Genomic DNA, 22,514 nt, shown 5'->3' with positions numbered 1-22,514 from the left:
AACACAGGTTTCTGGCGGAGAAGGCTTTCCATTCTTGAGGGAGTATGACGCGTGCTGGAACGGCTGTCATGGAAAAGGCTGGTGCTGGAGCTGGTGCTCTGTTGCATCCCCGCGCTTATCCTTAGCGCTTTTTTTGGTTATCTGCCGTGGTTTTTACTGGCGGCGGTGACGGGACTGCTTGTCTGGCATTTCTGGAATTTGTTACGCCTCTCCTGGTGGCTTTGGGTCGACAGAAGTATGACGCCGCCGCCGGGACGGGGAAGTTGGGAACCGCTGTTATACGGTTTACACCAGATGCAGTTGCGAAATAAGAAGCGTCGCCGCGAGCTGGGGAACCTGATTAAACGTTTTCGCAGTGGCGCGGAGTCGCTGCCTGATGCCGTGGTACTGACCACAGAAGAGGGCGGCATTTTTTGGTGTAACGGTTTGGCGCAACAGATACTGGGGCTACGCTGGCCGGATGACAACGGGCAGAATATTCTCAATCTACTGCGTTATCCGGAGTTTACCCAGTATTTAAAAACGCGTGATTTCACCCGTCCGCTTCATTTGGTGCTCAATACCGGACGGCATCTGGAGATCCGCGTCATGCCTTATACCGATAAACAACTCCTGATGGTGGCGCGCGATGTGACGCAAATGCATCAGCTTGAAGGCGCCAGACGTAACTTTTTCGCCAACGTCAGCCATGAGTTGCGTACGCCCTTGACGGTATTGCAAGGCTATCTGGAAATGATGCAGGAACAGGCGCTGGAGGGGGCGACGCGAGAGAAAGCGCTGCATACGATGCGCGAGCAAACGTATCGTATGGAAGGGCTGGTAAAACAACTGCTTACGCTGTCTAAAATTGAGGCGGCCCCGGCGCTGTTATTAAATGAAAAAGTGGATGTACCAATGATGCTGCGGGTCGTGGAGCGTGAAGCGCAGACGCTCAGCCAGCAGAAACATACCTTTACGTTTGAGGTCGACGATAGTCTTAGCGTTCTGGGCAATGAAGAGCAGCTACGTAGCGCGATCTCAAACCTGGTGTATAACGCGGTAAACCATACGCCGGCGGGAACGCATATTACGGTGAGCTGGCGACGTGCCGCGCATGGCGCTGAATTTTGCATTCAAGATAACGGTCCGGGGATTGCTGCCGAGCATATTCCTCGTCTGACCGAACGCTTCTACCGCGTCGATAAAGCGCGTTCGCGGCAAACGGGCGGCAGCGGCCTGGGATTGGCGATTGTGAAACATGCGTTGAATCACCATGAAAGCCGCCTTGAAATCGACAGTTCGCCTGGCAAAGGAACGCGATTTAGCTTTGTGCTGCCGGAACGTTTAATTGCCAAAAATAGCGATTAATTGCCTTTCGTAAGTATAACTTTCCATAAGCCAGCGGATGCTGGCTTATTTTCTTTGCAGTTAAGACGGGCTCGTTGAAACATTCAACGTTTGGTGATTTTTTGTTCGCATGATTAGCCATAACTTTTTCATGAGAATGGTGTTTTATTCTGGTTGTAAATTTCATATCGCTATATTCATCTGGTTTTTAGATCCCACCTTGCTTTAAAACGTTATAAGCGTTTAAATTGCGCTTCAGGTGCTGTCATTACGACTGCATTTGCGCGGTAAATCGAAAAACAATTCTTCGCCGCATCGGTCCGGGAGTTTTTCCCGCTGAAATTGATAAAAAACGCCGCTTTATAATCCTCCGGGAAAGGCAAAAATTTTAATGTTTACAACATCACCATCCACAGGCAGTAAGACTTTATGACCCATCAGTTAAAATCGCGCGATATCATCGCCCTGGGCTTTATGACATTTGCGCTGTTCGTTGGCGCAGGCAATATTATCTTTCCTCCTATGGTCGGTTTGCAGGCGGGTGAACACGTCTGGACAGCCGCTATTGGCTTTCTGATTACCGCCGTAGGGCTACCGGTTCTTACTGTTGTGGCGCTGGCGAAAGTCGGCGGCGGCGTAGACAGCCTCAGTACGCCGATTGGCAAAGTGGCGGGACTCCTGCTGGCGACCGTTTGCTATCTGGCCGTCGGGCCGTTATTTGCGACGCCGCGTACCGCGACGGTGTCGTTTGAGGTCGGTATCGCTCCGTTGACCGGCGATTCTGCAATGCCGTTGCTGATTTACAGCGTGGTCTATTTCGCTATCGTTATTCTGGTTTCCCTCTATCCGGGTAAGCTGCTGGATACGGTGGGGAATTTCCTGGCGCCGTTGAAAATTATTGCGCTGGTCATCCTTTCCGTCGCGGCTATCGTTTGGCCTGCCGGTCCAATCAGCAACGCCCTGGACGCTTATCAGAATGCGGCCTTTTCTAACGGATTTGTGAACGGCTATCTGACGATGGATACGCTTGGCGCGATGGTGTTTGGTATCGTTATTGTGAACGCGGCGCGTTCTCGCGGCGTGACCGAAGCGCGCCTGTTGACGCGTTACACGGTCTGGGCCGGCCTGATGGCGGGTGTGGGGCTGACGCTGCTTTACCTTGCCTTGTTCCGCTTAGGTTCTGATAGCGCGACGCTGGTCGATCAGTCAGCGAACGGCGCGGCAATTCTTCATGCCTACGTTCAGCATACCTTTGGCGGCGCGGGAAGCTTCCTGCTGGCGGCGCTGATCTTTATCGCGTGTCTGGTGACGGCGGTGGGGCTGACCTGCGCCTGCGCTGAGTTTTTCGCGCAGTATATTCCGCTGTCTTACCGCACGCTGGTCTTTATTCTCGGCGGCTTCTCTATGGTGGTGTCAAACCTTGGACTGAGCCATCTGATTCAAATCTCCATTCCGGTGCTGACGGCTATCTATCCGCCGTGTATCGCACTGGTTGTATTAAGTTTTACCCGCTCATGGTGGCATAATTCCACCCGTATCATCGCGCCGGCCATGTTTATCAGTCTGCTTTTTGGTATCCTTGACGGCATCAAAGCATCTGCCTTTGGCGATATGCTGCCAGCCTGGAGTCAGCGTTTACCGCTGGCGGAACAGGGACTGGCGTGGTTGATGCCAACGGTGGTGATGGTGATCCTGGCGATTATCTGGGATCGCGCGGCGGGTCGGCAGGTGACCTCCAGCGCTCACTAAAATCGCTGACATATGTGTACACCACGGGGCTTAACGCCCCGTGGTTTTTTATTGTGTTGATAGGTCAGAAATTGATGGAAAGCAATAATAAGCTAAAGCGTGGGCTGAGCACCCGGCACATTCGCTTTATGGCATTAGGTTCGGCAATCGGCACCGGCCTGTTTTACGGCTCGGCGGACGCCATCAAAATGGCGGGGCCGAGCGTGCTGTTGGCCTATATTATTGGCGGGGTCGCGGCATATATCATTATGCGCGCATTGGGGGAAATGTCCGTTCACAACCCTGCCGCCAGCTCATTTTCGCGCTATGCGCAGGAAAACCTCGGCCCGCTTGCGGGCTACATTACCGGCTGGACCTACTGTTTTGAGATCTTGATCGTCGCCATTGCCGACGTGACCGCGTTCGGCATTTACATGGGAGTCTGGTTCCCCGCCGTGCCGCACTGGATTTGGGTGCTTAGCGTGGTGCTGATCATTTGCGCCATCAACCTGATGAGCGTCAAGGTGTTCGGCGAGCTGGAGTTTTGGTTCTCCTTCTTCAAAGTCGCCACCATTATTATCATGATTGTTGCGGGTATCGGCATCATTGTGTGGGGAATTGGCAACGGCGGGCAGCCGACCGGCATTCATAACCTGTGGAGCAACGGCGGCTTCTTCAGCAATGGCTGGCTGGGAATGATCATGTCGCTGCAAATGGTGATGTTCGCTTATGGCGGGATTGAGATTATCGGTATCACCGCCGGGGAAGCGAAAGACCCGGAGAAATCCATTCCGCGCGCCATTAACTCAGTACCGATGCGTATCCTGGTATTTTATGTCGGCACGCTGTTCGTCATTATGTCTATCTATCCGTGGAATCAGGTCGGCACAAACGGCAGCCCATTTGTGCTGACGTTCCAGCATATGGGGATTACCTTTGCCGCCAGCATTCTGAACTTTGTGGTATTGACCGCCTCGCTTTCCGCTATCAACTCCGATGTGTTTGGCGTAGGCCGTATGCTGCATGGTATGGCGGAGCAGGGGAGCGCGCCGAAAGTCTTTGCCAAAACGTCACGCCGTGGTATTCCGTGGGTCACTGTGCTGGTGATGACGATTGCGCTGCTGTTTGCGGTTTACCTGAACTACATCATGCCGGAAAACGTCTTCCTGGTGATTGCTTCGCTGGCGACGTTTGCCACGGTATGGGTATGGATTATGATCCTGCTGTCGCAAATCGCCTTCCGTCGTCGTTTACCGCCGGAAGAGGTAAAAGCGCTGAAGTTTAAGGTGCCGGGCGGTGTCGTAACGACAATAGCGGGCCTGATTTTCCTGGTCTTCATTATTGCGCTTATCGGCTACCATCCGGATACCCGCATCTCACTGTACGTGGGCTTTGCCTGGATAGTTCTGCTGTTGATTGGCTGGATGTTTAAACGCCGTCGCGACCGTCAATTGGCGCAGGCGTAGTCGTTTTTCTCTGCCTTATCCGGTCTGCAGGCAACGGCAGGCCGGATAAGCGGAGCCGCTTCTCCTCCTGGAGTCTCCTCCCCTAATAAACCCCTGGATGATGAGTTATCCTTTAAATCTCTATGGCAAGGTGGCCCCATTTTCAGTAGAGGGGATACGAGATGTTGAATGCCTGGCACTTACCGGTTGCCCCATTTGTGAAGCAACATAACGATAAATTAACCATTACGCTGTGGCTGAGCGGAGAAAATCCGCCGTTTCGCGTGACGTTGCGCTCAGAATTCGATAATGAAGAAATCTCACTGGCGATGCGCAAACAGCGCCGCCAGCCGCAGCCGGGCGTGACGGCGTGGCGGGCGACGCTCAATATCGCGTTAGGGCAGCCCCGTCGCCGTTACAGCTTTAAATTGCTTTGGCACGACCGCCAGCTTTGGTTTACGCCACAGGGATTTAGCTGTTTTCCGTCTGCGCGTCTGGAACAATTTGCGGTTGATGTGCCGGATAGCGGACCGCAGTGGGTCGCCGATCAAATTTTTTATCAGATCTTCCCGGATCGTTTTGCCCGCAGCGCGACGCGTGAAGCCGATCAGGACCGGGTGTATTACCATCATGCCGCAGGTCAGGAGATTGTGCTGCGCGACTGGGACGATCCTTTAACCCCCCAGGCGGGCGGTTCCACCTTTTACGGCGGCTGTCTGAATGGCATTTGTGAGAAGCTGCCGTATCTGAAAAAACTGGGCGTCACAGCGCTATATCTGAATCCGGTATTTACCGCGCCGAGCGTCCATAAGTACGACACGGAAGATTATCGCCATGTCGATCCGCAATTTGGCGGCGATCGGGCGCTGCTACGCCTGCGGCGTGAAACCCAGGCGCAGGGCATGAGGCTGGTGCTGGATGGCGTGTTTAATCATAGCGGCGACTCGCATGCGTGGTTTGACAGGCATAACCGCAGCACTGGCGGCGCGTGTCATCACCCGGACTCGCCGTGGCGCGACTGGTACTCCTTTTCACCACAAGGCGTGGCGCTGGACTGGCTGGGTTATCCGAGCCTGCCGAAACTCGATTATCAATCAGAAACGCTGGTGGATGAGATCTATCGCGGTGAGGACAGTATCGTTCGTCACTGGCTAAAGGCACCGTGGAATATGGACGGCTGGCGGCTGGATGTCGTACATATGCTGGGCGAGGCGGGCGGGGCGCGCCACAATTTGCAGCACGTCGCCGGCATTACCCGGGCGGCAAAAGAAGCGCAGCCCGAAGCCTATATTGTGGGGGAACATTTCGGCGATGCGCGGCAGTGGCTACAGGCCGATGCGGAAGATGCCGCCATGAATTATCGCGGCTTCACCTTCCCGCTGTGGGGATTTCTCGCCAATACTGATATCGCTTACGAACCACAGCATATTGATGCCCGGACCTGTATCGCGTGGATGGATAACTACCGCGCCGGGCTGTCACATCAGCAACAACTACGCATGTTTAATCAACTCGACAGTCATGATACTGCGCGCTTTAAAACCTTGCTCGGTAAAGACGCGGCGCGCCTGCCGCTGGCGGTGGTCTGGCTGTTTACCTGGCCCGGCGTGCCATGTATTTATTACGGCGATGAAGTCGGCGTGGACGGTGCAAATGACCCCATGTGCCGCAAACCGTTCCCGTGGGATGAACGCAAGCAGGACGGCAACTTGCTGGCGCTGTACCAGCGTATGGCGAAACTGCGCCAGCGCAGTCTGGCGCTGCGTCGTGGCGGATGCCAGGCGCTGTATGCCGAAGGTGACGTAGTGGTATTCGTGCGAGTTTATCAGCAGCAGCGGGCGCTGGTGGCGATTAACCGGGGCGAGGCCTGTGAAGTGGCGCTGGAAGCGTTGCCGTTGCTGAACGTGGCCGGATGGCAATGTAAAACGGGAAGCGGTGACATCCGCGAGGGAAGACTTAGTTTACCCGCGATTTCCGCGACCGTATGGATGAATCGTTGAGGCGAGGTGGTTCGTAACACCTCACGCATAAAAAAGGCTCGCATTCGCGAGCCTTTTATCAATGCACTGACTTACAGGCTGGAAATGTTCTCAGCCAGGTATTTAGCCACGCCGTCCGGAGAGGCGTTCATGCCTTCTTTGCCTTTTTCCCACTGCGCCGGGCAGACATCACCGTGCTCTTCGTGGAACTGCAGCGCGTCGACCATACGCAGCATTTCGTCGATATTACGACCCAGCGGCAGATCGTTTACGACCTGGTGGCGAACAATACCGTTAGCGTCAATCAGGAAAGAGCCGCGCAGCGCAACGCCTTCGTCCGGGTGTTCGATACCGTAAGCTTTCTGAATTTCACGCTTCACGTCGGCGACCATTGCGTATTTCACCGGGCCAATGCCGCCTTTATCGACAGGGGTGTTACGCCATGCGTTGTGAACGAACTCAGAGTCGAAAGAAACGCCAACCACTTCAACGCCGCGCTTCTGGAATTCTTCATAACGTTTATCAAAGGCGATCAGCTCAGACGGGCAAACAAAAGTGAAGTCCATCGGCCAGAAGAACAGAACGGTCGTTTTACCATTGGTGTGCTGTTTGAAGTTGAATTTATCAACAATCTCACCGCTACCCAGTACCGCCGCAGCGGTGAAATCCGGGGCCTGACGAGTAACCAGTACCATAATAATTCTCCTGCAATATTAAGGGTTTTAGAACGCAACGCGGGCAGTATAGGGAGGGCGAAGCGACAAAACAATGCGGTCTTGACAATCAATGAGACAGCTTTTGCCTATCGATCGGGTCATTATAAATCGTAATGATGACCCCTTTATGACAGCGAACGATCTTTCTGCCAACGGCGGATCTGACGCACGCCCTCGCTATCAGGCCGTCACAGCGCTTTGCGGGCGGCCTGTGCCATCATACGCGGATAAAAATGCCAGAAGCGCTCTTCTAACGCGTCGTAGTGCGCGTCCAGATCGTACCAGGAATCACGCAAGGCATCCAGCCGGGGACGGCGATTCGCCATGCCATTCAGCACGTTTTGAATGAAATCCATATCGCGATACCGCTCTAACCATTTTTCTGACCAAAGATAATCATTCAGGTTGACAAAGCGCGGTGGGGAGTCGGGCAGAATCGTCGCGACCTGCGCATGGGCGTAGCCGACAAACGCCTGAAGTGGAAAATCAGGGGAGATTTGCGTCCAGTGGCGCGATAAAAAATGATCCCACATGACGTCCAGCGTAATGGGCGCCACGCGCCGCGTTTCATGGCGGAACCACTCTCGCGCCTCACGAACTTCCGGCAGGTTGTCGGTCATGACGTCAATACGCCGATGCATATAAATACCCTCTACCACGTCAGGAGGATAATGCGTTGCCGGGTTACCGCGGACAAAATCGGCCAGCAGATTACCGGAAAGCGAGCTGTCGGCAAGGTGCGCCAGATGCAGGTGAGCAAGAAAATTCATTATTGATTCTCTGTCCAAAAAGCGGGTAACGGTTGCAGCGGGAACGCCCCGGCACTAGACTACCCGCCTCTTATTTTAGTCTGAGTCAGAGTCATGCGCGTTACCGATTTTTCCTTTGAACTACCCGAATCCCTGATTGCCCACTACCCACAGCCGGAACGCAGTCGCTGCCGTTTGCTGTCATTAGAGGGGCCGACGGGCGCGCTGACGCACGGTACTTTCACCGATCTGCTCGATAAGCTCAACCCTGGCGATTTGCTGGTCTTCAATAATACCCGCGTGATCCCGGCGCGGCTCTTTGGCCGTAAAGCCAGCGGCGGCAAGATAGAAGTGCTGGTCGAACGTATGCTCGATGATAAACGCATCCTGGCGCATATTCGCGCTTCTAAAGCGCCAAAACCGGGCACGGAACTGCTACTGGGCGACGACGAAAGTATTCACGCGACCATGACCGCGCGTCACGGCGCTCTGTTTGAAGTTGAGTTTAATGACCCGCGTCCGGTGCTGGATATTCTCAACGCCATCGGCCATATGCCGTTGCCGCCGTACATCGACCGTCCGGACGAGGACGCCGACCGCGAACTGTACCAGACGGTCTACAGTGAAAAACCGGGCGCCGTCGCCGCGCCGACCGCGGGGCTGCACTTTGATGAGCCGCTGCTGGCGGCGCTTCGTGAGAAAGGTGTCGAAATGGCGTTTGTTACGCTACACGTAGGCGCGGGCACTTTCCAGCCGGTGCGTGTCGATACCATTGAAGATCACATCATGCACTCCGAATATGCGGAGGTGCCGCAAGAGGTGGTCGACGCGGTGCTGGCGGCGAAAGCGCGCGGCAACCGCGTGATTGCGGTCGGCACCACCTCGGTACGCTCGCTGGAAAGCGCGGCGCAGGCGGCAAAAAGCGATTTGATAGAGCCGTTCTTCGGCGATACGCAAATCTTTATTTATCCAGGTTATCAATACAAAGTGATTGATGCGCTGATCACCAACTTCCATCTGCCGGAATCGACGTTGATTATGCTGGTTTCCGCATTTGCCGGTTATCAACACACCATGAATGCCTATAAGACTGCGGTAGAACAAAAATATCGCTTTTTTAGCTACGGGGACGCGATGTTTATCACGTACAATCCGCAGGCTATTTCTGAGCGTCCGTAAGAAGGCTATCTCACTTGCCATTTTGACGCCGGGCAGTGCTCGCCATCCTCACGTACTGCGTGTACGCTCCGGTGGTTGTGCGCTGGTCGACCCCAAACTGGCTGCGCCGATGACGCCTTCGGGAATTTATTAGCTATGGAATCATTCCGTAGCGAGTCGTTAAACGTCGGACTGTTTTTCTGACGCAGGAGTGATAATGAAATTTGAGTTAGATACCACCGATGGTCGCGCGCGTCGCGGTCGTCTGGTGTTTGATCGTGGCGTAGTGGAAACGCCTGCTTTTATGCCGGTGGGTACTTACGGTACGGTAAAAGGCATGACGCCGGAAGAAGTGGAAGCGACCGGCGCGCAGATTATTCTCGGCAACACTTTCCACCTGTGGCTGCGCCCGGGTCAGGAAATCATGAAGCTGCATGGCGATCTGCACGATTTTATGCAGTGGAAAGGGCCGATTCTCACCGATTCCGGCGGCTTCCAGGTCTTCAGCCTCGGCGATATCCGTAAGATTACCGAGCAAGGCGTGCACTTCCGTAACCCGATCAACGGCGATCCGATTTTCCTCGATCCGGAAAAGTCGATGGAGATCCAGTACGATCTCGGTTCCGATATCGTGATGATCTTTGATGAATGTACGCCGTACCCGGCAGACTGGGACTATGCTAAACGCTCGATGGAGATGTCGTTGCGTTGGGCGAAGCGTAGCCGCGACCGTTTTGATAGCCTTGGCAATAAGAATGCGCTTTTTGGCATCATTCAGGGTAGCGTTTACGAAGATTTACGCGATATCTCGGTGAAAGGTCTGGTAGAGATTGGCTTTGATGGCTACGCTGTCGGCGGTTTGGCTGTCGGTGAGCCGAAAGCAGATATGCACCGCATTCTGGAGCACGTTTGCCCGCAGATCCCGGCTGACAAACCGCGTTACCTGATGGGCGTGGGTAAACCGGAAGATCTGGTGGAAGGGGTGCGTCGCGGTATTGATATGTTTGACTGTGTCATGCCAACGCGAAATGCCCGTAATGGTCATCTGTTTGTGACCGACGGCGTGGTGAAGATTCGTAATGCAAAGCATAAAAGCGACACCAGCCCGCTTGACGCCGAGTGCGATTGCTACACCTGTCGCAATTATTCACGCGCTTACTTGCATCATCTCGACCGTTGCAACGAAATATTAGGTGCGCGTCTCAATACCATTCATAACTTGCGTTACTACCAGCGTTTGATGGCGGGTTTACGCAAGGCTATTGAAGAGGGTAAATTAGAGAGCTTCGTAACCGAGTTTTACCAACGTCAGGGGCGACCCGTTCCACCTTTGAACGTTGATTAATTTTAATAATGAGGGAATTTGAATGAGCTTTTTTATTTCTGATGCGGTAGCGGCAACAGGTGCTCCGGCGCAGGGCAGCCCGATGTCTCTGATTTTAATGCTGGTGGTGTTTGGTCTGATTTTCTATTTCATGATCCTGCGCCCGCAGCAGAAGCGCACCAAAGAGCACAAAAAGCTGATGGACTCCATTGCGAAAGGTGATGAAGTTCTGACGAATGGCGGTCTGGTCGGTCGAGTGACCAAAGTAGCGGAAGCCGGCTACATTGCCATCGCGCTGAATGACACCACGGAAGTGGTTATCAAACGTGACTTCGTAGCTGCCGTTCTGCCGAAAGGCACCATGAAGGCGCTGTAATATTTCGTTTTCCCAAAGGGAACTGCCGTGTTAAACCGTTATCCTTTGTGGAAGTACATCATGCTGGTCGTCGTGATTATCGTCGGCCTGCTTTACGCACTTCCCAACCTGTATGGTGAGGATCCGGCTGTTCAAATCACTGGCGTGCGCGGCGTCGCCGCCAGTGAGCAAACGCTGATCCAGGTCCAGAAAACGTTACAAGAAGAAAAAATTCCCGCTAAGTCTGTGGCACTGGAAGAGGGCGCTATTCTTGCGCGCTTCGACACCACCGATACCCAGCTACGCGCCCGTGAAGCGCTGATGAGCGTGCTGGGGGATAAATATGTCGTGGCGCTTAACCTTGCGCCGGCTACGCCGCGCTGGTTGGCGGCTATTCACGCCGATCCGATGAAGCTCGGTCTTGATCTGCGCGGCGGCGTTCACTTCCTGATGGAAGTGGATATGGATACCGCGTTAGGTAAACTCCAGGAACAAAATATCGATAGCCTGCGCAGCGATCTGCGTGAAAAAGGCATTCCTTATACCACCGTTCGTAAAGAAAATAATTATGGGCTGAGCATCACGTTCCGTGACAGCAAAGCGCGTGATGAGGCGATCGCCTATCTGACGCCGCGTCATCGTGACCTGGTGATTTCCAGCCAGAGCGGTAATCAACTTCGCGCGGTAATGACCGATGCGCGCCTGAGCGAAGCGCGTGAATACGCCGTTCAGCAGAACATTAATATTCTGCGTAACCGTGTTAACCAACTGGGCGTCGCGGAGCCTGTCGTACAACGCCAGGGCGCAGACCGTATTGTGGTTGAGCTGCCGGGTATCCAGGATACCGCTCGCGCGAAAGAAATTCTCGGCGCGACCGCGACGCTGGAATTCCGTCTGGTGAATACCAACGTTGACCAGGCCGCCGCTGCTGCCGGGCGCGTACCGGGTGACTCCGAAGTGAAACAGACCCGCGAAGGTCAGCCGGTGGTATTGTACAAACGCGTGATCCTCACCGGCGACCATATCACCGACTCGACGTCCAGCCAGGATGAATATAACCAACCGCAGGTTAACATCTCGCTGGATAGCGCAGGCGGCAATATCATGTCTAACTTCACTAAGGACAATATCGGCAAACCGATGGCGACCCTGTTTGTGGAGTATAAAGACAGCGGTAAGAAAGACGCTAACGGTCGCGCTGTACTGGTGAAACAGGAAGAGGTGATTAACATTGCCAACATCCAGTCTCGGCTGGGTAACAGCTTCCGTATTACTGGTATCAGCAACCCGAACGAAGCGCGTCAGCTCTCGTTGTTGCTGCGTGCGGGCGCCCTGATTGCGCCGATTCAGATCGTTGAAGAGCGCACCATTGGCCCGACTTTGGGTATGCAGAACATCAAGCAGGGCCTGGAAGCCTGTCTGGCCGGTCTGGTGGTCTCCATCCTGTTCATGATCTTCTTCTATAAGAAGTTTGGTCTGATTGCGACCAGCGCGTTAGTGGCTAACCTGGTGTTGATTGTCGGTATCATGTCGCTGTTGCCGGGGGCAACGCTCAGTATGCCGGGGATTGCGGGTATCGTGTTAACCCTTGCGGTGGCGGTCGACGCCAACGTTCTGATTAACGAACGTATCAAAGAAGAGTTGAGTAATGGCCGCACGGTACAGCAGGCGATAAACGAAGGCTATGCCGGCGCGTTCAGTTCCATCTTCGATGCGAACATCACGACGCTGATTAAAGTCATCATTCTGTATGCTGTCGGTACCGGGGCAATTAAAGGGTTCGCGATTACGACCGGTATCGGTGTGGCGACGTCGATGTTTACCGCGATTATCGGTACGCGTGCTATCGTAAACCTGCTATATGGCGGCAAGCGCGTCACTAAGCTGTCAATCTGAGGAGTGCGATGTGGCACAGGAATACACTGTTGAACAACTAAACCACGGCCGTAAAGTCTATGACTTTATGCGCTGGGACTTCTGGGCATTCGGCATCTCCGGGCTGTTGCTGATCGCGGCCATTGTCATTATGGGCGTACGCGGGTTTAACTGGGGGCTGGATTTCACCGGTGGCACGGTAATTGAAATCACGCTGGAAAAACCGGCTGAAATGGACGTGATGCGCGAAGCGCTGCAAAAAGCGGGCTATGAAGAGCCGCAGTTGCAGAACTTTGGCAGCAGTCACGACATTATGGTGCGTATGCCGCCAACCGAAGGTGAAACCGGCGGTCAGGTACTGGGTAGCAAAGTGGTGACGATCATTAATGAAGCCACCAACCAGAACGCGGCCGTGAAGCGTATTGAATTCGTGGGGCCAAGCGTGGGCGCCGATCTGGCGCAAACCGGCGCCATGGCGCTGCTGGTGGCGTTGATCTCTATCCTCGTTTATGTCGGTTTCCGCTTTGAGTGGCGACTGGCAGCAGGGGTGGTCATCGCGCTGGCGCACGACGTGATCATTACGCTGGGGATACTGTCGCTTTTCCATATCGAGATTGACCTGACCATTGTGGCATCGTTGATGTCGGTGATCGGTTACTCGCTGAACGACAGTATCGTGGTCTCCGACCGTATTCGTGAAAACTTCCGCAAAATCCGTCGCGGGACGCCTTACGAAATCTTTAACGTGTCGCTGACCCAGACGCTACACCGTACGTTGATTACCTCCGGTACGACGTTAGTGGTAATTCTGATGCTGTACCTCTTCGGCGGTCCGGTACTGGAAGGCTTCTCGCTGACGATGCTGATCGGTGTCTCTATTGGTACGGCATCTTCTATCTATGTCGCATCGGCGCTGGCGCTGAAACTCGGTATGAAGCGCGAGCATATGCTGCAGCAGAAAGTCGAAAAAGAAGGGGCGGATCAGCCGTCCATTCTGCCGTAAGCTGGCGTTAACATGACTGAAAAAAGCCGCAACATCGCAGGGTGCTGCGGCTTTTTATTATCCAGAATAAACTCGATTGCATGAGGAACTATCATGGCTATCATCCCCAAAAACTACGCGCGCCTGGAAAGCGGCTATCGTGAAAAAGCGCTGAAGCTGTTTCCGTGGGTGTGCGGACGTTGTTCCCGTGAGTTTGTGTATTCAAATCTGCGTGAGCTGACGGTGCATCATATCGATCATGACCACACCAATAACCCGGAAGACGGCAGTAACTGGGAGCTATTGTGCCTCTACTGCCACGATCATGAGCATTCTAAATATACCGAAGCCGATCAGTACGGTTCGACGGTCATTGCCGGGGAAGATGCGCAAAAAGATGTCGGCGAGGCGACTTATAACCCGTTTGCCGATCTGAAAGCGATGATGAACAAAAAGAAATAAGCAGGCTGCTGACAAAGCTGTTGGTGCTGTTGAATGTTAGGTTACGCTTCGCTCCACTCCACCCAACGGAATCCGCAATATAAATGAATTATTGGTTTTCGTAGGTCGGATGCAATCCGACATTTTTTCAGCCCCGGAGTTTGTCGCCAGACCCAAACGTCCTGTAACGCATACATTGTCACTGGAATCCCGATCGCAAGGTTGGGATTTTTTTGTTTTTAATTCATGCCGATACTGGCGAGCAGAGTAGAATCAGCGGTAAGCCGGGGCAACCCGGTGAGGCGCAATGTTGCGGGGGCTTGATCCCCGGTGGCCTTGTCGCTGGAAAGAGAAAACCCCCGCACATTGTTCGGTATTCACCGGCAACATTACGGGGGCTAACTTGACCCTAGACAAGTTGAGGATAGCCGCGAACCGTTGCCATTGCAACAAAGGCGGCAATATGACGCTCACAGAGTTGAGCATTACTATCTGGCACGATCTGGCGGCACCAACGCTGGTCGGGATTGCGACAGGTCTGTTTTTAGGCTGGTGGCATCGCCGGAAATAATGTGAAGTGGGCGCGACTCGCCGCCGCATGGCAGCATGCGCCCGAAACGGGCCAGAGGGCGACCTCTGGCCTTTTTTGTCTATGGAAAACCCCCAGCCAGGCTGGGGGTTCCGGAAAGCTTTCAGCTTTAAGCCAGTTATTAAAACCCCTTTTGATTTGTTAAAACATCTTGCGGTCTGGCAACTGCAAAAGTTCAACAAGAAATCAAAAGGGGGTCCCAATGGGGGACGAAAAGAGCTTAGCGCACACCCGATGGAACTGTAAATATCACATAGTTTTCGCGCCCAAATACCGAAGACAAGCGTTCTATGGAGAGAAGCGTAGGGCAGTAGGCAGCATATTAAGAAAATTGTGTGAATGGAAAAACGTACGAATCCTGGAAGCGGAATGTTGTGCAGATCATATTCACATGCTTCTGGAGATCCCGCCGAAGATGAGTGTGTCGAGCTTCATGGGATATCTGAAGGGTAAAAGTAGTCTGATGCTTTACGAGCAGTTTGGGGATCTAAAATTCAAATACAGGAACAGAGAGTTCTGGTGCAGAGGGTACTATGTCGATACGGTGGGTAAGAACACGGCGAAGATACAGGACTACATAAAGCACCAGCTTGAAGAGGATAAAATGGGTGAGCAATTATCGATCCCTTATCCGGGCAGCCCGTTTACGGGCCGTAAGTAACGAAGTTTGATGCAAATGTCAGATCGTATGCGCCTGTTAGGGCGCGGCTGGTAAGAGAGCCTTACAGGCGCATCTGAAAAACCTCCGGCTATGCCGGAGGATATTTATTGCAGGTTTAGAAGTTGTAACCCACGACCAGGTAGCCGCCCCAGCCGGTAGATTTCGCGCTGAAATCGCCGTCGCCCCAGTTCAGTTTTGCGCCATTCTGCCACTGTCCGCCGTTATGGAAGTAACGCGCAACGACCGAGTAGTGCCAGTGATCGTAGTTCAGCGCCAGGATATGGCTGGAAGCGATGGAATTGCTGGTACGGTTCGGATCGTCGCCTAAATCAGATCCCCAGTCAAAGTTGGTAAAGCCGATATAGCTCAGTTTACCGCCCCACAGATCGGTGATGGGGACGAAGTATTTCACTTTGAAACGGTAGCCGTCCCATTCGTTTTCATTGGAAGCACCGTAGTTTTGCCACTGATATTTCGCATACACGTTCAGCGACAGGCCCATCGGCAGGCCGGTGTCGATATCGGTCCCCAGACCCATATACCACGTGCTCTGGCGGCTGGCTTTGTTATCGCCCATATCGTAGATGTAGTTGTTGGCGAAATACCACTCTTTAAACGGGCCGAAGCTCAGGTCTGCGCCGGTCAGCTTATCAATCGAGAAACGCGGCTCGATTTCCATGAACAGCGGAGAACCGTCGGACCAGATACCTTTATCGTTGCCGTTACCCCAATCAAAGGTTTTGGGAATATCGATATAGCCGTAGAAATCAAACCAGTCTTTTTTGGCAAATGCTTCATATTCCAGATAGACGTCGTTGTTCAATTTCGGCGAGAAACGGGTATGGTAGCTGCCTACCACGTTTACGCTCTGGTGCCACCAGTCGGACAAATACTGCGGCTGATCATTTTCTGCTGCGTTAGCAGTAAAAGATGAGGTGAGCGCCAGCGCTGCGCTGACTGCGAGTAAAGTTTTTTTCATATGTATGCCACTGTTTGAAATCCCTTACGGGAGTGAAAAGAACGCAATTTGCGTTTCTAAATATTTCGTGTTTCTGCGGAGCCTATTATAAAAATCATTGCTCACAAAAATATGTCTTGTTTCACATATCTATCATTTACGTAATCGATTGCGTTCACGTTTGCGCATTTTAGGCGCGGCGACAGTACTATCTTTCATGAATATTACCAATCCATGTCATAAATGACGGAAATGTCAGTAGGGCAACAAAAGTCGCGCGGGGGATGTTGCGGAACGCACAAAACGCTCCGCCAGAACGTTTATTGATTAACAGGCTGAATATCATGGATGCGAATGAAGCCTAACTGCGCCGGTGTGATCCCCTTCAACGGTAACGAAATATTGACATCACTGGGCGCCAGCAAGCTGGCAGGGGCATTTACCAGAAGGCTCTGTGCATTCACCTCCTGATAGTTCTCCGTAGTGCCCTGAATTTGCCCGTACTCTACGGTAGCGCTGAATGCCGGCAGCGGATCGCGGGACTCGCCCTGAATGCGTAACGTTGCGTGAGCGCCGTCTGCGACAGGCGTAATCTCCAGCAATGTCATACGTAGCGTACCGATCTGACTCTCCAGCCGGGCAGGCGTATTGGCGCCAGGCAACAAATAGACGCCGCGGGTTGACTCCGCATTCAGCTTATTTTGTTGGGTAATTTTTACTGTTTCCTGATTCAGTTGGGTCATCTCTTTATTCAGGGTGCTAATGCTTTGATGCATCTGGCGAACTTCGCTCTGCGGCGCGCAGGCGGTCAGGCTCAAGAGACTTCCCACCAGGAGAATTCTTAGGTAACGTCTTGTCATGTCGATCATTTCCTTCATGGTTCGATAGCGTAATGGTAGTGCGCTATACGCACAAAGGCACCGATCCTTTATCTCAAAAGCGCTCCGCCTTTGTTGTCGCGCCAGTTCAGGGTAAAATAGTGTTTTCTAAATCATCTGGTCAGGACGCCGTATGCATTGCCCATTTTGTTTCGCCGTAGATACCAAAGTCATTGACTCTCGTCTTGTAGGCGAGGGCTCGTCCGTGCGCCGCCGTCGGCAGTGTCTGGTGTGTAATGAACGCTTTACGACCTTTGAAGTGGCTGAACTGGTCATGCCGCGCGTGATAAAAAGCAACGATGTGCGCGAACCCTTTAATGAGGATAAGCTGCGTAGCGGCATGTTGAGAGCGCTGGAAAAAAGACCCGTCAGCGCAGATGATGTTGAAATGGCATTGAACCATATTAAGTCACAATTACGTGCCACTGGGGAGCGTGAAGTTCCCAGCAAGATGATTGGCAACCTGGTCATGGAGCAGCTGAAAAAACTCGATAAAGTCGCGTATATTCGCTTTGCCTCCGTCTATCGCAGTTTCGAAGATATCAAAGACTTTGGCGAAGAAATCGCTCGCCTACAGGACTAAGCCATGCAGGATGAGTTTTACATGGCGCGAGCGCTCAAACTGGCGCAGCGTGGACGTTTCACCACTCACCCGAACCCTAATGTCGGCTGTGTCATTGTTAACAATGGCGACATCGTCGGCGAAGGTTATCACCAGCGCGCCGGAGAGCCGCACGCCGAGGTCCATGCGCTGCGGATGGCGGGCGCAAAAGCCAAAGGCGCAACCGCCTATGTCACGCTTGAACCCTGTAGCCATCATGGGCGAACGCCGCCATGTTGCGATGCGCTGATTGCGGCCGGCGTCGCGCGCGTGGTCGCCGCGATGCAGGACCCGAACCCACAGGTCGCCGGGCGCGGGCTGTATCGCCTGCAACAGGCGGGTATTGCGGTCAGCCACGGGTTAATGATGAGTGAAGCGGAGGCGCTCAATAAAGGCTTCCTCAAGCGGATGCGTACCGGATTCCCTTATCTTCAGCTTAAACTGGGCGCCTCCGTCGACGGACGGACGGCGATGGCCAGCGGCGAAAGCCAGTGGATCACCTCGCCGCAGGCCCGGCGCGACGTTCAGCGCTTGCGTGCGCAAAGTCACGCTATCTTAACCAGTAGCGCGACGGTATTGGCTGACGATCCGGCCTTGACGGTGCGTTGGGCGGAGTTAGATGCCTCTACGCAGGCGTCTTACCCGCAGGAAAATCTGCGCCAGCCGGTGCGAATTGTTATCGACAGCCAAAACCGGGTAACGCCTGCGCATCGTATTGTGCAGCAGCCTGGCGAAACGTGGATTGCGTGTACCCAGGAAGATAGCCGCGCGTGGCCCGATTCGGTTCGTACTATCAGCGTGCCGGCGCACAACGGACATTTGGATCTGGTTGTGCTGATGATGCAGTTAGGCAGGCAGCAGATTAATAGCATATGGGTTGAAGCCGGACCGGGACTGGCGGGCGCGTTGCTGCAAGCCGGGCTGGTGGATGAACTGATTGTCTATGTCGCGCCTAAATTGTTGGGAACCCAGGCGCGGGGATTATGCGAATTGCCGGGGCTTGAGAAGCTCGCCGACGCGCCGCAATTTACCTTCAGCGAAATACGCCATGTCGGCCCGGATGTTTGCCTGCATATGGTGAGCGCATGAGTTCTCCCGTCGAAAGGGGAGCGGCGCTCAAATTATTATGATAAAATCCGCCCCCCTGCGGGGCCAAATGAACCCTGGAAGAGAGAATATGAACATTATTAAAGCTAACGTTGCAGCCCCTGACGCTCGTGTCGCCATCACTATTGCGCGTTTCAATCAGTTTATCAACGACAGCCTGCTGGATGGCGCGGTTGATGCCCTGACGCGTATTGGTCAGGTAAAAGATGATAATATTACCGTAGTGTGGGTGCCTGGCGCCTATGAACTGCCGCTGGCGACCGAAGCGCTGGCGAAAAGCGGTAAATATGACGCCGTGGTTGCGCTGGGAACCGTGATTCGCGGGGGGACTGCGCACTTTGAATATGTGGCAGGCGGCGCCAGCAATGGCCTGGCAAGCGTTGCCCAGGACAGCGGCGTGCCGGTAGCCTTTGGTGTTCTGACCACCGAGAGTATTGAACAAGCCATCGAACGTGCTGGTACAAAAGCCGGTAATAAAGGCGCAGAAGCTGCGCTGACCGCGCTTGAAATGATTAATGTATTGAAAGCCATTAAGGCCTGATTTTTTGTAAGGGGAATTCCGTGAAACCTGCTGCTCGTCGCCGCGCCCGTGAGTGTGCCGTCCAGGCGCTTTACTCCTGGCAGTTGTCCCAGAACGACATCGCTGATGTTGAATACCAGTTCCTGGCGGAACAGGACGTAAAAGACGTCGACGTTCTCTATTTCCGTGAACTGCTATCCGGGGTGGCGACTAACAGCGCGTACCTGGATGGTTTAATGAAACCGTATCTGTCCCGCCTGCTTGAAGAGCTGGGACAGGTTGAAAAAGCCGTGCTGCGTATTGCGTTGTTTGAGCTGTCAAAACGCAGCGATGTGCCTTATAAAGTGGCCATCAACGAAGCGATTGAACTGGCGAAAACCTTTGGCGCTGAAGACAGCCACAAATTCGTCAACGGCGTACTGGATAAAGCAGCTCCGGTGATTCGTCCCAACAAAAAGTGATTCACAGGCCGGAAAGATAGCGGGCGATGGATGATACCCGCCGTCTCCGGCCTTTTCTTTTTTTCTGCTGAGGCATAACGTATGGCATGTGGCGAGTTTTCCCTGATTGCCCGTTATTTTGACCGTGTAAGAAGCTCTCGTCTTGATGTTGAAACCGGTATTGGCGACGATTGCGCGCTCCTGAATATTCCTGAAAAACAGACCCTGGCGATCAGTACCGATACGCTGGTGGCGGGCATCCATTTCTTACCCGATATCGATCCTGCCGATCTGGCGTATAAAGCGCTGGCGGTGAATTTAAGCGATCTGGCGGCGATGGGCGCCGATCCGGCATGGTTAACGCTGGCACTCACGCTTCCTGACGTCGATGAGGCGTGGCTTGCCGCGTTCAGCGACAGCCTGTTTGAACAACTGGATTACTACGACATGCAGCTCATTGGCGGCGATACCACGCGCGGCCCGCTGTCGATGACGCTCGGTATTCATGGCCTTGTGCCAGCCGGTCGGGCGCTGAAACGTTCTGGCGCAAAACCGGGCGACTGGATTTATGTTACTGGCACGTTGGGCGATAGCGCTGCCGGGCTGGCGATTCTACGGGGTGATTTTCGCGTGGGAAGCTGGGGGGATGCCGACTATCTGGTCAAACGCCATCTGCGCCCGACGCCGCGTATTTTACAAGGACAGGCGCTACGCGATCTCGCCAGTTCGGCGATCGATCTTTCCGACGGTTTGATCTCCGATCTTGGTCACATTCTGCAAGCCAGCAACTGCGGCGCGAGAATCGATTTGGAGGCGCTGCCTGACTCCGAAGAACTGTGGGGACATGCCAATGATCCCGAACAAAAGCTTCGCTGGATGTTATCCGGCGGCGAAGATTATGAACTGTGCTTTACCGTCCCGGAGCTGAACCGTGGCGCGCTGGATGTCGCGCTTGGTCATCTGGGCGTGCCGTTTACCTGTATCGGGCAAATGACGGCGGATATCGAAGGGATCGCCTTTGTGCGTGACGGAGAACCTGTCACTTTTGACTGGAAAGGATATGACCATTTTGCCACGCCATAAAGATGTTGCGAAAAGCCGCCTGAATTTGCGCAATCCGTGGCACCTGCTCGCTACCGGCTTTGGCAGCGGGCTGAGCCCTGTGGTGCCGGGCACGATGGGCTCGCTGGCGGCGATCCCCTTCTGGTATTTGATGACGTTTCTGCCGTGGCAGCTTTATTCGCTGGTCGTGATGTTTGGGATCTGCATTGGCGTTTATCTTTGCCATCAGACGGCGAAAGATATGGGCGTACACGACCACGGCAGTATTGTCTGGGATGAATTTATCGGTATGTGGATAACGCTAATGGCGTTGCCGACGACGGACTGGCAGTGGGTGGCAGCCGGGTTCGTTATTTTCCGCATTCTGGATATGTGGAAACCCTGGCCGATCCGTTGGTTTGATCGCAACGTGCACGGCGGCATGGGGATTATGATCGATGATATCGTCGCCGGGGTGATATCCGCCGGCATACTGTATTTTATCGGTCATCACTGGCCGCTCGGTATTATTTAAAGGGTTTGCCGGATGGCGGCGTAAACGCCTTATCCGGCCTATCCCCGAACAATATGTCGATTTCGCAGGCCCGATAAGCGCCGCGCCATCGGGCAATGGCAGATTATTTAAATCCCACCACCGGATGTTGTTTGTACGGCGTTTCGAGTTCAGCAATCTGCTCCGGTTTGAGCGTTAAATCAACGGCATTCAGCAACTCATCTAACTGCTCTTCACGCGAAGCGCCGATAATCGGCGCGGCGACGCCTCGTTTGCTGAGCAGCCAGGCCAGCGCGACCTGCGCTCGCGTTGCGCCAAGCGCCTCGCTGACGCCAGCCAGCCGTTCCGCTATTTGCGCATCATTTTTATCGCTTTCAGCGTATAAATTTTTGCCCACGTCATCCGAGACCAGCCGGGCCGTGGTTTCTCCCCAGGGGCGAGTTAAGCGCCCGCGCGCCAGCGGGCTCCACGGAATCACGGCGACGCCTTCCTGCCAGCACAGCGGTAGCATCTCACGCTCTTCCTCGCGGTAGATCAGGTTATAGTGATCCTGCATGGTGACAAACGGCGCCCAGCCGTGTTGTTTTTGTAGCGCCAGCGCCTGGGCAAATTGTGAGGCGTGCATTGAGGAAGCGCCGATATAGCGGGCTTTACCCGCCTTCACCACGTCGTTTAGCGTTTCCAGAGTTTCTTCTATCGGCGTGGTGTAATCCCAGCGGTGGATTTGCAGGATATCGACATACTCCATTCCCAGACGGGCGAGGCTATCGTCAATAGAGCGCAGGATTTGCGCGCGGGACAATCCTTCCGGCAGATCGCCGACGCGATGGAAGACTTTCGTCGCTACCACCACCTCGTCGCGCCGGGCGAAATCACGCAGCGCGCGGCCGACAATCTCTTCGCTGCTGCCGTCGGAGTAGCTGTTGGCGGTATCAAAAAAGTTAATGCCGCCCTCAAGGGCGCGCTTGATGATGGGACGGCTGCTCTCTTCGGGAAGCGTCCAGGCGTGATTGCCGCGACTCGGCTCGCCGAATGTCATACAGCCCAGACAAAGGCGGGACACCCGAAGATCTGTATTTCCTAACGTGTTGTATTGCATGACTCCGCTCCTGTTATACCCGTCACTC

The 22,514-nt window shown here is 54.0% G+C and carries 23 protein-coding genes; 18 read left to right on the top strand and 5 right to left on the bottom strand.

Going from position 1 to position 22,514, the window contains the following annotated elements; all coding sequences use genetic code 11:
• The first annotated feature begins 51 nt into the window (after window positions 1–51).
• From phoR to malZ, 4 genes are all read left to right on the top strand, one after another.
• Window positions 52–1,347, top strand: a complete 1,296-nt coding sequence (gene phoR / locus QEN32_RS16535) for a phosphate regulon sensor histidine kinase PhoR (protein WP_000893642.1) — start codon at window positions 52–54, stop codon at window positions 1,345–1,347.
• 408 nt (window positions 1,348–1,755) lie between these two features.
• A complete protein-coding gene (gene brnQ, locus QEN32_RS16530; RefSeq protein WP_000149625.1) occupies window positions 1,756–3,075 on the top strand; it encodes a branched-chain amino acid transporter carrier protein BrnQ in 1,320 nt (439 codons plus the stop codon).
• 74 nt (window positions 3,076–3,149) lie between these two features.
• Window positions 3,150–4,520, top strand: coding sequence for a proline-specific permease ProY (gene proY / locus QEN32_RS16525; protein WP_001537837.1), 1,371 nt, complete (start codon window positions 3,150–3,152; stop codon window positions 4,518–4,520).
• Between the two features lie 161 nt (window positions 4,521–4,681).
• Window positions 4,682–6,499 (top strand): maltodextrin glucosidase, encoded by a 1,818-nt coding sequence (gene malZ, locus QEN32_RS16520; RefSeq protein ID WP_265321878.1) that lies wholly within the window; start codon window positions 4,682–4,684, stop codon window positions 6,497–6,499.
• 71 nt (window positions 6,500–6,570) lie between these two features.
• On the opposite strand, the gene QEN32_RS16515 is transcribed toward malZ, so the two are convergent.
• Both QEN32_RS16515 and acpH read right to left on the bottom strand, forming a co-directional pair.
• Window positions 6,571–7,173: a peroxiredoxin gene (locus tag QEN32_RS16515; RefSeq protein ID WP_000244731.1), complete on the bottom strand. Its 603-nt coding sequence runs from the start codon at window positions 7,171–7,173 to the stop codon at window positions 6,571–6,573.
• 209 nt (window positions 7,174–7,382) lie between these two features.
• The gene (gene acpH, locus QEN32_RS16510; RefSeq protein ID WP_001009858.1) at window positions 7,383–7,964 is read right to left on the bottom strand and encodes an ACP phosphodiesterase; all 582 of its coding nucleotides are present in this window, start codon (window positions 7,962–7,964) and stop codon (window positions 7,383–7,385) included.
• Window positions 7,965–8,057: 93 nt separating this feature from the next.
• On the opposite strand from acpH, the gene queA reads away from it, so the two are divergent.
• From queA to tnpA, 8 genes are all read left to right on the top strand, one after another.
• Window positions 8,058–9,122, top strand: coding sequence for a tRNA preQ1(34) S-adenosylmethionine ribosyltransferase-isomerase QueA (queA, locus tag QEN32_RS16505; RefSeq protein WP_001266530.1), 1,065 nt, complete (start codon window positions 8,058–8,060; stop codon window positions 9,120–9,122).
• Between the two features lie 196 nt (window positions 9,123–9,318).
• Window positions 9,319–10,446, top strand: a complete 1,128-nt coding sequence (gene tgt, locus QEN32_RS16500) for a tRNA guanosine(34) transglycosylase Tgt (protein ID WP_000667305.1) — start codon at window positions 9,319–9,321, stop codon at window positions 10,444–10,446.
• Window positions 10,447–10,468: 22 nt separating this feature from the next.
• On the top strand, window positions 10,469–10,801 hold the full coding sequence (yajC, locus tag QEN32_RS16495) for a preprotein translocase subunit YajC (RefSeq protein WP_000007628.1): 333 nt from the start codon (window positions 10,469–10,471) through the stop codon (window positions 10,799–10,801).
• 27 nt (window positions 10,802–10,828) lie between these two features.
• Window positions 10,829–12,676, top strand: coding sequence for a protein translocase subunit SecD (gene secD / locus QEN32_RS16490; RefSeq protein WP_000934811.1), 1,848 nt, complete (start codon window positions 10,829–10,831; stop codon window positions 12,674–12,676).
• A gap of 10 nt (window positions 12,677–12,686) precedes the next feature.
• The gene (gene secF, locus QEN32_RS16485; RefSeq protein WP_000046629.1) at window positions 12,687–13,658 is read left to right on the top strand and encodes a protein translocase subunit SecF; all 972 of its coding nucleotides are present in this window, start codon (window positions 12,687–12,689) and stop codon (window positions 13,656–13,658) included.
• Between the two features lie 93 nt (window positions 13,659–13,751).
• The gene (gene yajD, locus QEN32_RS16480) at window positions 13,752–14,099 is read left to right on the top strand and encodes an HNH nuclease YajD (RefSeq protein ID WP_000974818.1); all 348 of its coding nucleotides are present in this window, start codon (window positions 13,752–13,754) and stop codon (window positions 14,097–14,099) included.
• A gap of 442 nt (window positions 14,100–14,541) precedes the next feature.
• Window positions 14,542–14,649 carry a type I toxin-antitoxin system toxin Ldr family protein gene (locus QEN32_RS22685; protein WP_000176312.1) on the top strand — a complete coding sequence of 36 codons (108 nt, stop codon included), beginning with the start codon at window positions 14,542–14,544 and terminating at the stop codon, window positions 14,647–14,649.
• Window positions 14,650–14,869: 220 nt separating this feature from the next.
• Window positions 14,870–15,328, top strand: a complete 459-nt coding sequence (tnpA, locus tag QEN32_RS16470; RefSeq protein WP_000502119.1) for an IS200/IS605-like element IS200F family transposase — start codon at window positions 14,870–14,872, stop codon at window positions 15,326–15,328.
• A 115-nt stretch (window positions 15,329–15,443) separates the two neighbouring features.
• On the opposite strand, the gene QEN32_RS16465 is transcribed toward tnpA, so the two are convergent.
• Both QEN32_RS16465 and QEN32_RS16460 read right to left on the bottom strand, forming a co-directional pair.
• Complete coding sequence (locus tag QEN32_RS16465) at window positions 15,444–16,307, bottom strand: nucleoside-specific channel-forming protein Tsx (protein ID WP_000752021.1); 864 nt, start codon at window positions 16,305–16,307, stop codon at window positions 15,444–15,446.
• A 299-nt stretch (window positions 16,308–16,606) separates the two neighbouring features.
• Window positions 16,607–17,146: a DUF3251 domain-containing protein gene (locus QEN32_RS16460; protein ID WP_000198486.1), complete on the bottom strand. Its 540-nt coding sequence runs from the start codon at window positions 17,144–17,146 to the stop codon at window positions 16,607–16,609.
• A 151-nt stretch (window positions 17,147–17,297) separates the two neighbouring features.
• On the opposite strand from QEN32_RS16460, the gene nrdR reads away from it, so the two are divergent.
• From nrdR to pgpA, 6 genes are all read left to right on the top strand, one after another.
• The gene (gene nrdR, locus QEN32_RS16455) at window positions 17,298–17,747 is read left to right on the top strand and encodes a transcriptional regulator NrdR (RefSeq protein ID WP_000543533.1); all 450 of its coding nucleotides are present in this window, start codon (window positions 17,298–17,300) and stop codon (window positions 17,745–17,747) included.
• A gap of 3 nt (window positions 17,748–17,750) precedes the next feature.
• The gene (gene ribD / locus QEN32_RS16450) at window positions 17,751–18,854 is read left to right on the top strand and encodes a bifunctional diaminohydroxyphosphoribosylaminopyrimidine deaminase/5-amino-6-(5-phosphoribosylamino)uracil reductase RibD (protein ID WP_265321879.1); all 1,104 of its coding nucleotides are present in this window, start codon (window positions 17,751–17,753) and stop codon (window positions 18,852–18,854) included.
• 88 nt (window positions 18,855–18,942) lie between these two features.
• Complete coding sequence (gene ribE / locus QEN32_RS16445) at window positions 18,943–19,413, top strand: 6,7-dimethyl-8-ribityllumazine synthase (RefSeq protein ID WP_001021372.1); 471 nt, start codon at window positions 18,943–18,945, stop codon at window positions 19,411–19,413.
• 20 nt (window positions 19,414–19,433) lie between these two features.
• Window positions 19,434–19,853 carry a transcription antitermination factor NusB gene (gene nusB / locus QEN32_RS16440; RefSeq protein WP_000801129.1) on the top strand — a complete coding sequence of 140 codons (420 nt, stop codon included), beginning with the start codon at window positions 19,434–19,436 and terminating at the stop codon, window positions 19,851–19,853.
• 81 nt (window positions 19,854–19,934) lie between these two features.
• A complete protein-coding gene (thiL, locus tag QEN32_RS16435) occupies window positions 19,935–20,915 on the top strand; it encodes a thiamine-phosphate kinase (RefSeq protein ID WP_000752133.1) in 981 nt (326 codons plus the stop codon).
• Window positions 20,893–21,408, top strand: coding sequence for a phosphatidylglycerophosphatase A (gene pgpA / locus QEN32_RS16430; RefSeq protein ID WP_000154063.1), 516 nt, complete (start codon window positions 20,893–20,895; stop codon window positions 21,406–21,408). Before thiL ends, pgpA begins: the two co-directional genes overlap by 23 nt.
• A 103-nt stretch (window positions 21,409–21,511) precedes the next feature.
• On the opposite strand, the gene QEN32_RS16425 is transcribed toward pgpA, so the two are convergent.
• Entirely contained in the window at window positions 21,512–22,486 is a 975-nt protein-coding gene (locus QEN32_RS16425; RefSeq protein WP_265321880.1) for an aldo/keto reductase, read from the bottom strand.
• Window positions 22,487–22,514 lie beyond the last annotated feature (28 nt).

The organism is Salmonella sp. SA14318, assembly GCF_029866905.1.
Lineage (GTDB): Bacteria > Pseudomonadota > Gammaproteobacteria > Enterobacterales > Enterobacteriaceae > Salmonella > Salmonella enterica.
Note: the sequence above shows the minus strand (reverse complement) of the source record. Positions and strands in the feature narration are given on the sequence as shown.